General features: G+C 67.4%; 13 protein-coding genes. 3 read left to right on the top strand and 10 right to left on the bottom strand.

Features of this window, described 5'->3' with window-relative positions; translation table 11 throughout:
• Positions 1–49 precede the first annotated feature (49 nt).
• Entirely contained in the window at positions 50–826 is a 777-nt protein-coding gene (locus LGM89_RS01970; RefSeq protein WP_226272130.1) for a class II aldolase/adducin family protein, read from the bottom strand.
• A complete protein-coding gene (locus tag LGM89_RS01965; protein WP_226272129.1) occupies positions 801–1694 on the bottom strand; it encodes an urea transporter in 894 nt (297 codons plus the stop codon). The genes LGM89_RS01970 and LGM89_RS01965 overlap by 26 nt, the downstream gene beginning before the upstream one ends.
• Before the next feature lie 256 nt (positions 1695–1950).
• Here LGM89_RS01965 and LGM89_RS01960 point away from each other — a divergent pair, with 256 nt between their 5' ends.
• Positions 1951–2517 carry a putative glycolipid-binding domain-containing protein gene (locus LGM89_RS01960; protein WP_089496662.1) on the top strand — a complete coding sequence of 189 codons (567 nt, stop codon included), beginning with the start codon at positions 1951–1953 and terminating at the stop codon, positions 2515–2517.
• Here LGM89_RS01960 and LGM89_RS01955 read toward each other — a convergent pair.
• From LGM89_RS01955 to LGM89_RS01935, 5 genes are all read right to left on the bottom strand, one after another.
• A complete protein-coding gene (locus LGM89_RS01955; RefSeq protein WP_089496663.1) occupies positions 2466–3389 on the bottom strand; it encodes an alpha/beta fold hydrolase in 924 nt (307 codons plus the stop codon). The genes LGM89_RS01960 and LGM89_RS01955 overlap by 52 nt on opposite strands.
• A gap of 4 nt (positions 3390–3393) precedes the next feature.
• On the bottom strand, positions 3394–4299 hold the full coding sequence (locus tag LGM89_RS01950) for a metal-dependent hydrolase (RefSeq protein ID WP_039344147.1): 906 nt from the start codon (positions 4297–4299) through the stop codon (positions 3394–3396).
• Positions 4296–5228 carry an SDR family NAD(P)-dependent oxidoreductase gene (locus tag LGM89_RS01945; RefSeq protein WP_226272128.1) on the bottom strand — a complete coding sequence of 311 codons (933 nt, stop codon included), beginning with the start codon at positions 5226–5228 and terminating at the stop codon, positions 4296–4298. Before LGM89_RS01945 ends, LGM89_RS01950 begins: the two co-directional genes overlap by 4 nt.
• Before the next feature lie 21 nt (positions 5229–5249).
• On the bottom strand, positions 5250–6839 hold the full coding sequence (locus tag LGM89_RS01940) for a flavin-containing monooxygenase (RefSeq protein WP_226272127.1): 1590 nt from the start codon (positions 6837–6839) through the stop codon (positions 5250–5252).
• 246 nt (positions 6840–7085) lie between these two features.
• Complete coding sequence (locus LGM89_RS01935) at positions 7086–7757, bottom strand: lysoplasmalogenase (protein ID WP_226272126.1); 672 nt, start codon at positions 7755–7757, stop codon at positions 7086–7088.
• Between the two features lie 434 nt (positions 7758–8191).
• On the opposite strand from LGM89_RS01935, the gene speB reads away from it, so the two are divergent.
• Complete coding sequence (gene speB, locus LGM89_RS01930) at positions 8192–9160, top strand: agmatinase (protein WP_089433328.1); 969 nt, start codon at positions 8192–8194, stop codon at positions 9158–9160.
• 234 nt (positions 9161–9394) lie between these two features.
• Here the strand turns inward: speB and LGM89_RS01925 are convergent, their stop codons facing one another.
• On the bottom strand, positions 9395–10690 hold the full coding sequence (locus LGM89_RS01925; RefSeq protein ID WP_226272125.1) for a citrate synthase family protein: 1296 nt from the start codon (positions 10688–10690) through the stop codon (positions 9395–9397).
• Between the two features lie 102 nt (positions 10691–10792).
• On the opposite strand from LGM89_RS01925, the gene LGM89_RS01920 reads away from it, so the two are divergent.
• Positions 10793–12226, top strand: a complete 1434-nt coding sequence (locus LGM89_RS01920) for a CoA transferase (protein ID WP_226272468.1) — start codon at positions 10793–10795, stop codon at positions 12224–12226.
• 314 nt (positions 12227–12540) lie between these two features.
• Here the strand turns inward: LGM89_RS01920 and LGM89_RS01915 are convergent, their stop codons facing one another.
• Both LGM89_RS01915 and LGM89_RS01910 read right to left on the bottom strand, forming a co-directional pair.
• Complete coding sequence (locus tag LGM89_RS01915; RefSeq protein ID WP_089475116.1) at positions 12541–12765, bottom strand: hypothetical protein; 225 nt, start codon at positions 12763–12765, stop codon at positions 12541–12543.
• Between the two features lie 276 nt (positions 12766–13041).
• Entirely contained in the window at positions 13042–13245 is a 204-nt protein-coding gene (locus LGM89_RS01910) for a cold-shock protein (protein ID WP_006485974.1), read from the bottom strand.
• Between the last annotated feature and the right edge of the window lie 23 nt (positions 13246–13268).

The following is a 13268-nucleotide window of genomic DNA, read 5'->3' as shown; positions in this document are numbered from 1 at the left end:
GGAGTGCTCCGATTGGTTGGGATGAATGAGGCGTTGGGAGCCGGCGTCGTCAGTCGCGATACGTCGGATCGATCCGGTCGAGCCGGCGCAGCAGCGCCGGCCATTCCAGTTCGCCCTCGATCGCGCCGCCGTCGCGCAGCTGTTCGGCGGTTCGGTCGGCGATGGCCGGTGCGGGCAGCACGAGCGGCCCGCCGCCGGCCTGCGCGCGCACCTGGATATCGCACGCCTTGATCAGCGTGTCCATCAGCACATAGGCTTCGGCCACGGTGCGGCCGACCGTCAGCGTGCCGTGGTTGCGCAGCAGCATCGCGGATTTCGCGCCGAGGCTCGCGGTCAGCCGCGTGCCTTCGGCCGGCGAGAACGCGAGCGCCTCGTAGTCGTGGTACGCGAGGTCGCCATGAAACCGCAGCGCGTGCTGCGACGCGGGCAGCAGCCCGTCGCGCTGGATCGACACGGCGATGCCGGCCGTATTGTGCAGATGCATCACGCACACAGCATCGGCGCGTGCGGCATGCACGGCCGCGTGCAGCGCGAAGCCCGTCACGTTGACCGCATGGTCGCTGTCGCCGATCCGGTTGCCGGCCAAGTCGATCTTCACGAGATTCGACGCGCGGACTTCGTCGAACGTGAGGCCGAACGGGTTGATCAGGAAGTGGCCGGGCTCGCCGGGCACGGTCGCGGACAGGTGCGTGTAGATCAGGTCGTCCCAGCCGTTCAGCGCGACGAGCCGGTACGCGGCGGCGAGGTCGACGCGCATCCGGCGTTCGGCGTCCGAGATCGGGCCGCCGGGTTTCACGGCATCAGGACGGTGTGCGAATGACGACATCGGGTTCTCCGAAGGTGAAGCGGCGGGCGACGATCACCGTGACCCACGACGCGAGCGCGAACGGGGCCGTGAACGCCGGAATGCCGGCGCGCGTCGCGAGCCACTGGATCAGCGCGGCGAGAGCGGCGGCCGCGAGCGCCGCACGCGGGCCGCGAGGCATCAGCGCAAGCGCGGCGAGCGCGCCGTTGAAGCCGAGCACGCCGTCGGCGAACGATGCGCCGCTCGCGCCGAGCGCGACCAGCAGCACGGTCGACACCAGCGCGCCGCCGAGTGCGAATGCGGCCGCGCGGCGCGATGCAGCGGCGAGGCCGACGACGATCAGCGCGCCGGCCCATGCGCCTTGCGCGAAAGTGGTCTGCGCGATGCCCGAGAGCAACGCGTCGGCCGCGGATGAAAACGTCAGCGCCGGGCCGGCCGTCACGCCGCCTGCCTGCTGCAATGCGACAAACGGAAACCACAGCGCGGTGACGGCGAGGCACGGGCTCGAATACGGGCACTGGCGCCAGCGTGCGAGCGGCACGCGCATCGCGTGCTGCACGAGCGCCGCGCCGATCGAGGCCAGCGGCACCAGCACGATGGCGGCAAGTTGATGGGGTGCGAACAGCACGGCGATCAGCGCGGCGAGCGCGCCGTTGAAGCCGTGCAGCCCCTGTTCGACGTCGCGGCGCTCGGCGCCCGTCAGCACCGCCGTCATGCTGGCGGCGGCCGAGCCGACCAGCGCCGCGCTCGCGAGCCGCAGGTCGGTCAGCGCCAGTGCGGCGAGCAGCAGCGTGCCGGTGAGCGCATTCGCCTGCAGCACGATCTGCCCGATGCCGCGCAGCAGGATACGCAGGTCGATCGATGGCGAAACGGGGCGGGCGGTAGGCATGATGGCGGCGGAACAGGACGAGCCGCGAGCATAGGACACAATCCCGTGCACCGGAATAGGGAATTCTGGATAGTCAGGATTTGTGGCCGATGCCCCGAAACGGTGAATCCGGAGGTCGGTTCGAGCCCGAACGCCGCGTCGTCGGCACTTTCGGCGGGGTGGCCGGTTCGGGACTCGAATCCTCGCGGTAGCCGGTACTTTCGTTGAGCGATTCGTGCGACGATGCCTCGCATCGGGAATACCGGGAGGCGGAAAGATGCGCGAAGTGCGTTGGGCGTCGCTCGAAGGCGACGGGGTCGAACATCTGACGTTCGACCGGAGCGGCGGCGGGATCGTCGTCGAAAGCGCGGTGGTCGGCCAGCGGTATGGCCGTGCGTACGGGCTCGCGTATCGCGTCGAGTGCGACGCGCACTGGCACGTGACCCATGCGGTGCTCAAGGTGATGGGCGGCGGCACGCTCGAATTGCGCGGCGACGGCGCGGGCCACTGGCGCGACGGCTCGGGCCGCGCACTGTCGGAACTCGACGGTTGCATCGACATCGACATCGCGGCGACGCCGTTCACGAATTCGCTGCCGATCGGCCGCCTCGGCCTCGCGCGCGGCGAGCGGCGGCCGATCGACGTCGCGTACATCTCGACGCCGGACCTGAAGGTCACGCCGGTCAAGCAGGCCTATGCGTGCCTCGAGCCGGGCCGGCGCTACCGCTACGAAGGAATCTTCCGCGACTTCACGGCCGAGATGGAGATCGACGACGACGGGCTCGTCGTCGATTACGAGACGCTGTTCAGACGCCTCCCGGCGCTGGCGCCCGCAGTGCGCTGAACCCGGGCCGCGACCGGGGTGAGTGCCGGCCGCTCCTGCGCGGACGCGAAGCGGTCGATCCGCGACGCGATCAGGTCGGGGTGGCGCAGCACGATCCAGTGCGTGCCGTCGATTTCCTCGCGCACGTGGTCGCCGAGCCAGCGGTCGAGGTCGACCGACATCTCGGGCGTCACGTAGCGGTCGCGCACCGGCACCAGGATCTGCACGGGCGCCTGCGCGTACCGCTCGCGCGGCTTGCGGGCCCGTGCGATGAAGTTCGCGCGGTACAGCTGCAGCCCGTTCAGCGCGTTCTTCAGTTGCACGGGATCGCGCTCCGCACGCACACGCTCGGTGAGCTGCAGCCAGCGCGGCCACAGTGCCGCGCCGCCGAGCCGCCACACCAGCGACGGCACGAGCGGCAGGTGGAAGAACGCGATGTACCACGACTTCAGGCTCTGCTTGAGCCGCATCTTCGCGCGGAACACGTGATCGAGACACGGGCCCGAGATCGACGTGTACGACGCGATCCGGCCGCGGAACGCGGGGTCGGTCACGGCCTCCCAGCACTGGATCGACCCCCAGTCGTGGCCGACGAGATGGAACGGCCGGCCGCCGCAGGTCGCGTCGGCCACCGCCTTCAGGTCGGCGGCGAGCCGCTCGAGCGAGTAGTCGGCCCGGCGGCGCGGCGCATCGGACGCGCCGGCGCCGCGCACGTCGTACGCGATCACGCGGTAGCGCTTCGCGAGCCGCGCCCGGATCGGCGCCCACACGGCCGCCGAATCCGGGTAGCCGTGTACGAGGATCAGCGGCGGGGCGCGACGCGACCCGCTCACGTAGACGGCGAGTTTCACGTCGCCGGACTGGACGGTCAGCATCTCGTGGGCGCGCGCCATGGCGTCATGCCTGCGCCACCGAGTGCAGCGGCACGCGGCGCGGGGCGGCTTGCGCGGCGTAGCGCGCGTTGGTCGCGTCGATGTTCTCGAGCAGCGTGTCGAGCTCCTGCAGGTACTGATGGTTGTCGTGGTCCCACGGGTGGAAGCCCGGGCGGAAGTAGTCGAGCCATTCGCGTGCGATGCTCGGGAACACGCCGTGCTTCGGGCTGTACAGGTACTTCACGAGGCGCCACATGCCGCCGAACTTGCCGTGCTCGCGACGGTGCGCGCGCATCAGGCGCACGTGGAAGTCGAACACGATGGCCCAGAAGAACACGGTGGTCGTCAGCATCGTGCCGGTGCGCAGCAGGTAGCTGCCGAGGCCCGGCTTCATCACGGTGCGCCACACGTCGTACGACACCGCCTTGTGCTCGGTTTCCTCCATCGCGTGCCACATCCACATCTGCTGGTAGCCTTCGACCGAGCCGTCGATGCGGTGCTCGTGGCCGGACAGCAGCTGGTTCGCGAGGATCGCCGTGTAGTGCTCGAGCGCGATCGTGATCGCGAGCTGCATCGAATGCGGCAGCACTTTCTTGAACCAGCCGAGGATCGTCCACAGGCGCTTGTCGAGCTTGTGCGCGGGCAGGCCCGACGCCTGCAGCAGGTCGTTGTATTCGATGTGCTCGCGCGTGTGCATCGCTTCCTGGCCGATGAAGCCGAGCACCTGCTTCTTCAGTTCCGGATCCTCGATCTGGTCGCGGTAGTTGCGCACCGAATCCATGAAGAAGCGTTCGCCGGCCGGAAACAGCAGCGACAGCGCGTTCATGAAGTGCGTGACGGGTACGCCCTGCACGTGCCAGTCGCGTGCGCGTTCGGGGGGCAGCGCGAAACGGATGTCGCGCCGCACGGGCATCATGTTCGGGGTGGTCATGATTGTTCTCCTCCCTGGTTGCCTGCATTGTTGTAGGTGGCGTGCAGCGGTGCGGCCGCCGGCGTGCCGCGCGCGGCGCGGCGGGCCTTCGCGGCCTCGCGGCGCGTCGCCAGCACGACGAGCGCCTGGTACGCGGCGGGCAGGATGCGCGCCATCCAGTCCGCGCCCTTCGCGTCGCGGCCGATCAGCACGCGGCGCTTGTTCTTGCGCACGCCGGCGAGGATCGTGCGCGCGGCATCGTCGGCGGTCGTGATGAAGAACTTCTCGAAGCTGTCCTTGCCTTGCTGTTCGCTCTCGACGATGAAGCCGACCATGTTCTTCGCGACGCGGCTCGATTGCGCGATGTTCGTGCGGATGCCGCCCGGATGCACGCAGGTGGCCGATACGCCGCACTTCATCATGTCGAGTTCCTGGCGCAGCGATTCGGTGAAGCCGCGCACCGCGAACTTGGTCGCGTTGTAGCCGCTCATGCCCGGCTGCGCGAAGATCCCGAAGATGCTCGACGTGTTGATCACGTGGCCTTCGCCCGAGGCCTTCAGGTGCGGCAGGAACGCCTTCGTGCCGTGCACGACGCCCCAGAAGTTGATGTTCACGATCCACTCGAGATCGCTGTATTCCATTCCTTCGATCGTGCTCGACAGCGCGACGCCCGCGTTGTTGAAGATCAGGTTGACCTTGCCGTGCTCCTTCGCGGTGTCGTCGGCCCATGCGAACATCGCGTCGCGGTCGCCGACGTCCAGCACGCGCGTCGACACGCGCACGTTCGGCGCGATCGCGCGGACGATCCGTTCGGTTTCGGCGAGGCCCACGCCGTTCTTGTCGGCGAGCGATACGTGGCAGCCGGCCCGCGCGAGCTGGATCGCGAGCGAGCGGCCCATGCCCGAGCCGGCACCCGTGATCGCGGCGACCTTGTTGGCGAAATCTCTCATGTCGGTGGCTCCTTGTCTGGCTCAGGCCGCTTCGGCGGACGGGGAAGTCGAAGCGGAAGCGGCGGGCGCGGCGGCGGGCCGCGCAGTGGTGTCGTGTTGCGGCGCGCGATACGCGTGGTAGTCGGCGATCGAGAAGTGCGCGGTCGCCTGGCGGAAACGCCACGTGAAGCCGGGCCACAGCGTCGTGTTCTTGCCGGTGCGCGGATCGAGGTACCAGCTCTTGCAGCCGCCCGTCGACCAGATCGCCTTCTTGAGCTTGCCTTGCAGGTCGCTGTTGAACTGCGCCTCGACGAGCGGGCGCACCTCGATCGCGTCCGCCCGTTCGCGGCGCATCGCCTGCAGTGCACCGAGGATGTATTCGATCTGCGACTCGATCATGAACACCATCGAGTTGTGGCCGAGGCCCGTGTTCGGGCCGACGATCATGAAGAAGTTCGGGTAGCCGGGCAGCGTCGAGCCGAGATACGCGTGCGCGCCGTCGCGCCAGGCGTCGACGATGTCGAGCCCGCCGCGGCCGATGATCGCGCCGCGCGGATACGGATCGGCCACCTGGAAGCCGGTGCCGTAGATCAGGCAGTCGACTTCATGACGCTTGCCGTCGGTCGTCACGACCGCGTCGGCTTCGATGTGGTCGATGCCGGTGGTGATCACGTCGACGTTCTTGCGCGACAGCGCCGGGTAGTAGTCGTTCGAGATCAGCACGCGCTTGCAGCCGAGCGTGTAGTTCGGCGTGACGGTCTTGCGCAGCTCCGGATCGGGAATCTGCTTGCGGATGTGGCGCAGCGCGAGCTTCTGCACGTTCTTCATCAGCGACGGATGGATCGCGAAGCCGAGCACGCGCGATTCGAGCATCCAGTAGATGCCGCTGCGCACGGCCTTCTGCGTGAACGGCAGCGTGCGGAACAGCCACTTCTCGAACCCGGTCAGGTTGCGATCGGGCTTCGGCATGATCCACGGCGGCGTGCGCTGGAACAGCGCGAGCGCCTTCGCGCGCGGCGCGATCTGCGGCACGAACTGGATCGCGCTCGCACCGGTGCCGATCACCGCGACGCGCTTGCCTTCGAGCGGATAGTCGTGATCCCACTGCTGAGAGTGGAACGCGCGGCCCTTGAAGGTCTCGACGCCGGGAATCGCCGGCAGCGCGGCGCGCGACAGGCCGCCCATCCCCGACACCAGCACGCGCGCGGACAGCCGCTTGCCGTTCGCGAACGTGAGGCGCCAGCGTTGCGCGGCCTCGTCGTACTCGGCGCGCTGCAGTTCGTGGTTCAGGCGCAGGTGCGGGCCGACGCCGAAGCGCTGCACGCAGTCCTCCAGATAGGCGCGGATTTCCGGCTGCGGCGCGAACATGCGCGTCCACCGCGGGTTCGGCGCGAACGAGAACGAATAGACGTGCGATTGCACGTCGCATGCACACCCGGGGTAATGATTGTCGCGCCACGTGCCGCCGACCGACGCGGCCTTCTCGAGGACGACGAAGTCGGTCACGCCTGTCTGACGCAGGCGGATCGCCATCCCGAGGCCGGCGAAGCCGGTGCCGATGATGGCGATGTCGATGGTTTCGTCCAGGCCGTCGTGGCCGGGCGGACCGAAAGGCAACGTGCGAGCATTCATCCGGGTGTCTCCGATTTGGCTCATTTTCGAATGTTACATTGTTTGATGTAACGATAGTGGGTGAACCTGGAAATCGCAAGAGGCTAGAAGCAGCGCTCTAAGGGCCGGAAGCCAGACGGGAAAAGGCTGAGCGGGGTTTGGAATGGGCCGGTTTCCGCATTGCGGGATACGCGGAAAGGGCCGTCGGTAGGGCGTGAGAGGACGCTGGCGAGACCGCCGGCGCGCGGCGGCCTGTTTGAAACGGTATCAGGGACGGATCGACCGAGCGGCTGTCTCATGGAAAACCCCGGCCACGATCGTGACCTGCGCGAGCGCGTAGAGGCCCCAGATCAGGTAATCGATGCCCGGAAAACCGCCGAGGAAGCGGCCGACGCCGATCAGCGTATCGGAGCCGACGAAGATCAGGCTGCCGATGGCCACCAGCGGGCCACGCGTGCGGGCGGCGAGCGCGAAGCTCGCCATCGCGCACAGCACGAGCATGTAGACGGCGACCGGCGCCATCAGCTCGCCGAGGTGCGGGAAGAACGCCACGTAGAACGCCGGCGCGGCGATCCACAGCCCGACGAGCGCGACGATGCGCCAGCCGTGCGGCCGCGCGCGCCAGCGCATGAAGATCGCGCAGTAGCACAGGTGCGTGAGCAGGAACGCGCCGAGGCCGAGGACGAACGACAGCGGCCAGTCGGGCAGCGCGAGAAGTACGTCGCCGAGCACGGCCGTCACGAGCGCCGCGCACAGCCATGCGCGTTCGCGCGGTGCGGCGCAGGTGCTGCCCGCCGCGAGCAACAGGATGCCCATCACGGCTTTCGCGGCGGCCTGGCCGGGATAGGGCGCGGCGGCGAGCGACAGTCCATAGAGCAGCGCGGCGACGACGGCGAGCGGCCAGAGCCGGCGGTAGGGGGCGGGAAGCGTGGCGATCAAGGCGGGTGTCTCCGGTTTGTTGTCGTCTGCGGTGGACGGCGCGCGGTCGAGGCGCGGCTGTCGGCCATTATCCGGAAGAAAGGGCGTGCCAAAACCGGCGAATCCTTCTAGGAAACGACCGGGATCGCGATGCACGAGGATTGCCCGCCGGCGCGGCAATCCGGCGATGCCGGGCTCTGGTGCGTGGGCGCGGCCGCCGGATTTCTCCGCGCGTTGCCCCGGTTGAACCGGGGCAACGACTGCAATTCGGCTTGCTATGATCGCCGCGGTATTGCCGTTGTCGATGTGGTGGTTGCCGTCGTTGTCGTTGTTTCCGCCCGGCCGCGCGACTGGATGCACGAGCCGGTGCGGGCCCGATGAATCCCAGCCGTGCCCGGCCCGTGCGCTGATGCGAAGCGGGGCGGGCGGGCCTCTCCACGAAAACAGGTCCGACCATGACCGAACTTCTCCACGGCGACGGCGCGATCCGTCGCACGACGCCGTACGGCTCGTCGATCGAAAACACCTACGCGGGCGTGCTGTCGTTCATGCGCCGCAACTATTCGCGCGCGCTCGACGGCGTCGACGTCGCGATCTCCGGCGTGCCGCTCGATCTCGCGACGACCTACCGCTCCGGCGCGCGGCTCGGGCCGGCCGCAATCCGCGCGGCGAGCGTGCAGCTCGCGGAGCTTCATCCGTATCCGTGGGGTTTCAACCCGTTCGACGATCTCGCGGCGGTCGACTACGGCGACTGCTGGTTCGACGCGCACAACCCGCTGTCGATCAAGCCCGCGATCGTCGAGCATGCGCGCACGATTCTCGGTTCCGGCGCGAAGATGCTGACGCTCGGCGGCGACCACTACATCACTTATCCGCTGCTGGTCGCGCATGCGGAGCGCTACGGCAAGCCGCTGTCGCTGATCCATTTCGACGCGCACTGCGATACGTGGGCCGACGACGATCCGGACAGCCTCAATCACGGGACGATGTTCTACAAGGCCGTGAAGGAAGGGCTGATCGATCCGGCGACATCGGTGCAGGTCGGGATTCGCACGTGGAACGACGACTTTCTCGGCATTGAGCGGCTCGATGCGGCGTGGGTGCATGACCATGGCGCGCGTGCGGCGGTCGAGCGGATCGTCGCTATCGTCGGCGCGCGGCCGGCGTACCTGACGTTCGATATCGATTGCCTCGATCCGGCGTTCGCGCCCGGCACCGGCACGCCGGTCGCGGGCGGGCTGTCGTCGGCGCAGGCGCTCGCGATCGTGCGTGCGCTCGGCGCGGTGAACCTGGTCGGCGCGGATGTGGTCGAGGTCGCGCCCGCGTACGACCACGCGGACATCACGGCGATCGCAGCCGCGCATGTCGCGTGTGACTTGCTGTGTCTGTGGCGGCAGAAGAAGGTGGCGGGGGCGCTGAAGTAAGTCGGCATGCCGGCCATGCGCGTGCCGCTGGCGCGGTGCGCGCATTGCCGGATCGAGGCGCCGTGTGCTGTTCGTATCCCGTGAATCGGGAGAAAAGTCTTCGCGGATTTCCGTGGAAGGGACCTGCCGACCCGTTGGCGAAATCCGCGAAACGTCTGTGGTTGGTTGCTTCCGTTCACCAACGAGGCGTTAGCGTATCCCCGATGACGTGCCGCGACTTCATCGAGCAAAAACCTATTTGCTCCTGAAAAAAGCCGCAAGCATGTCGTCTTTCGGCGCTGCCGGTTGCGTTGCTTGCTGTTTTCCCGACCGTCCGCGAGAACGAGCGTGATCCGCCCCGGCGCCGGCGCCATCTGGCCAGGCCCCCGTATAAACCGCACGCGGCCGGATGAGATCGGATTGCTCGCGCTGCTCCAGCCCGTGCGCGATCCAGCCGATCGAGCGGCCGAGCGCGAACAGGCCGAATGCCGCGCCGACGGGAAGCCGCAAATGTCTGCGTAACGCCACCAGCGCGAGATCGAGCGAGGGCTTCTGGCCGACGAGCGCGCTCCCGGTATCGATCATCCTCTTCCACTGAGGATGACGCGGCAGGATCCGCGACAACAGATACGTCGCGCGCACGTCGCCATCGGGATAGAGCGCATGTCCGAAGCCCGGCAAGCCGTCACCCCGGGCGAGACGCGCGACCATTTTTTGCTCGACGTCCTGACTACCCAGTTCGTCCCACAGTGCTTCGCCACGCGCGGTGGTGGCGCCGTGCCGCTCGCCCGACAAGCCGGCCAGGCCGCCGACCACGACGGCGCGCAAGCTCGCGTTCGTCGACGCGATGCACCGCCCCGTGAAGCTCGACGCGTTCAGTTCGTGATCCGCGCACAGCACGAGCGCCATCCTGATCAGCTCGGCGCCCGCCGGCCCGACGCCCCATGCTCGCGCGCATTGCGCGTGGATCGGGGCGGTATCGATCCGGGTGCGCAGCAGGCACGCCGCCAGAATCCGCACGAGATCGCCGCAGCCCTGCGCCTGACGATCGGCCGACTGATGCCAGATCGCCGTGGGCGCGTCCTCGCTCGCGACGGTGAAGAGCGGCAGCAGTGCTTGCTCGGTGCGTTGACCGGCGTAGTGCCTGAAGAGCGTTCGCAGTACTGACGGCGTCGTGGGGACGTGAGGGCCGAAAGCGGTCTGCTCGTCGCATCGCCACAGCAGCGCCGCGACTTCCTCGAGACTCGCGCGGGCAGCGAGATCGAGTGCATCCACGCCGCGATAGAAAAGCCGGCCGCCATCGATCAACGTGATGCTCGATTCGAGCACGGGCGACCCCCAGTTCAGCGCGGCCTTCGCCACTTCCTTCGGCTTGCGGCCGCGTGCGCGTTGATCCGCGAGGCGCTCGACATCGGCCGCGAGGTAGCGGCTTTCACGGTGGCTGCCGCCTGGCTCCGCGCGAAGCAGGCCGCGGCTGACGTACGCGTAGAGGGTTTGCCGCGAGACACCGAGCCTTGCCGCGGCTGCGGTCGAATTCAGGTAGTTCGACATCGTGCGCAGGGGGAATCGTTCGACAGGTTGATCAGGATAATCAACGTTGACAGCAAATGCGAGCGGGACGATCTTTGCCTCATCAATTCATGCGAGGCGAACATGGGTGTCGATCAAATGTCGAGGGAACGGGCCGCGGCCGATGACGAGCGGGTGTCGCGTCATCTACGGGCGTTCTGGCGCGCGGCGGGCGGGTCTCAGGCTTTTCTCGAGTCGTGCAGCTTCAGCGGGGCGGGCGAACTGGTTTCGGCATTTCGCGTAACCGACCTGGCCACGGCGGCGATCGGTGCGGCAGGAACGTCCGTTGCCGAATTGCTGCATGCGTCGACCGGGAAGTTGCCGTCGGGGCGAGTCGACCGGCGCATGGCGTCGCTATGGTTCGGCACGTCGCTGCGTCCGCAAGGCTGGTCGATGCCACCGCAATGGGATCCGGTGGCCGGCAACTATCGGGCACGCGATCGCTGGATCCGGTTGCACACGAACGCGCCGCATCATCGGCTGGCCGCGTTGTCGGTGCTCGGCTGCGCCGCCGATGCGCAGTCGGTCGCGCAAGCGGTGAATCGCTGGGATGCCGGCGCGCTCGAAGCGGCGATCGTCGAGCGCGGCGGTTGTGCCGCGGCGATGTACTCGGCGCGGGAGTGGGCCGGGCATCCACAGGGCAAGGCAGTCGCAACCGAGCCGTTGCTGCATGTCCGTGCCGCGACCGATGCCGTCGCGCACGCCTGGCGGCCTTCGAAAGACCGGCCGTTGCGCGGCATTCGCGTGCTCGACCTGACGCGCATTCTCGCCGGCCCCGTGGCGACACGGTTTCTTGCAGGCCTGGGCGCCGACGTGCTGCGCATCGATCCGCACGGCTGGGAAGAGCCGGGCACGGTGCCCGAAGTCGTCCTCGGCAAGCGGTGCGCGCGGCTGAACCTGAAGGATGCCGCGGATCTCGATATGCTCAAGCAGTTGCTCGGCAGCGCGGATATCGTCGTGCACGGTTATCGGGCCGATGCACTCGCGCGCCTTGGGCTCGATGCTGCGCATCGGCGCGAGCTGAATCCTGCGCTCATCGACGTGTCGCTCGACGCTTATGGCTGGAGTGGTGAATGGCATTACCGGCGCGGCTTCGACAGCCTCATTCAAATGAGCACGGGAATCGCCGAGGCGGGCATGCGCGTGATGGGTGGCGACGAGCCGGTGAACTTGCCCGTTCAGGCGATCGATCACGCGACGGGCTACCTGATGGCGACGGCCGCCATCCGCGGGTTGACGATGCGAATGAACGAGGGTGTCGGTACCGAGGTGCGCGCTTCGCTGGCGCGGACGGCGGCTGAGTTGCAGTTGCGGTCGGAGCCGATGAGCGAGGTGATCGAACTGGTTGCCGACGATCAACGTGATCGTGCGGAACACGTCGAACCGACGTCGTGGGGGCCGGCATCCCGGCTCCTTCCGCCCGTACGGATCGACGGTGCGCCGCTGCGATGGTTTTATCCGGCACGCGCGCTGGGTGCGTACGAGCCCGAATGGTTGCCATCGAACGACGCTCTGTGACGCGATGCGACGAGTCGGCTGGTGTCGGTGAGTGGCGACGGGGCGGAAATCGAACTGGCCACGGCGATGAATGGTGCTCAGCGCAATGCGCAGGTCGTCATCGTCGGACAGTGCGCGAACGGGCTGGAACACGTGGCCGAAGCGATCGGCGGCGTGTTTCCGGATGTCCCCCCACCGCGCCCTGGCCGCCGATCGGGATGTGCCTGATCAGACGGAACGCGTTCGGCGGAGAGGGGGCAGGCTAGTGAAGCCAGTCGGCCGGCGAAGACCGTCGGCGCGTTGCGCGTCGCTGGATCGACGGCCGGGCGTTGTGTTTAACCGCGCGTGTCGACCCAGTTGCGTGCCCAGCGGGCCGAATGCTGCAACGCTTGCTCCTCGCTCGTGAAGTAATCGAGCGAATAGAACTGGTAGCGACCTTCGGTGCGTGGGCTACCGGCGCGTTCAAGCAGCAGGTTGGATGAAAAACTACCGTCGGGCAAACGATGCGCCGAGGGTTGGACGGCATAGCCGTTGTATTGATGAATTTGTTTGTTGTGCATTTTAATTTTAATGATGTTCGAGTGCGCGCGTGCCGTGCGGAATATGCACGGGTATGCCGATTCAAAGCCATTGCGAGCTGAATCTGACGCAGTCGTAAAGCGAAAAAGGGCTTGGCAGCCAGAGGGGGAATGAAGTGCAACGAGGCGTGTGGCGCGCGGCGAGCTGCGGAATGAACCGATGCAGCCAAGAGCAATCGCGCCAACTTTGGGAGACCAGGCTCCGCGAGGATGTCGCTGCAACCCGGCGCCCGTTACGGGGGCCGGGTCCTTCAAACTTTACAGCGGCTTGATGTTGGCCGCTTGCAGACCCTTCGGGCCTTGCTTCGTTTCGAAGCTCACTTTCTGGTTTTCAGCCAGCGTCTTGAAGCCGTCGGCGCGAATTTCGGAGAAGTGAGCGAAGAGATCGTCGCCGCCGTTGTCGGGCGTGATGAAGCCAAAGCCTTTGCTGTCGTTGAACCACTTGACGATACCGGTATCCATGAAGATTCCTTGAGAAAAAATAT

It is taken from the genome of Burkholderia sp. AU31624, from assembly GCF_020420065.1.
GTDB lineage: Bacteria > Pseudomonadota > Gammaproteobacteria > Burkholderiales > Burkholderiaceae > Burkholderia.
Note: the sequence above shows the minus strand (reverse complement) of the source record. Positions and strands in the feature narration are given on the sequence as shown.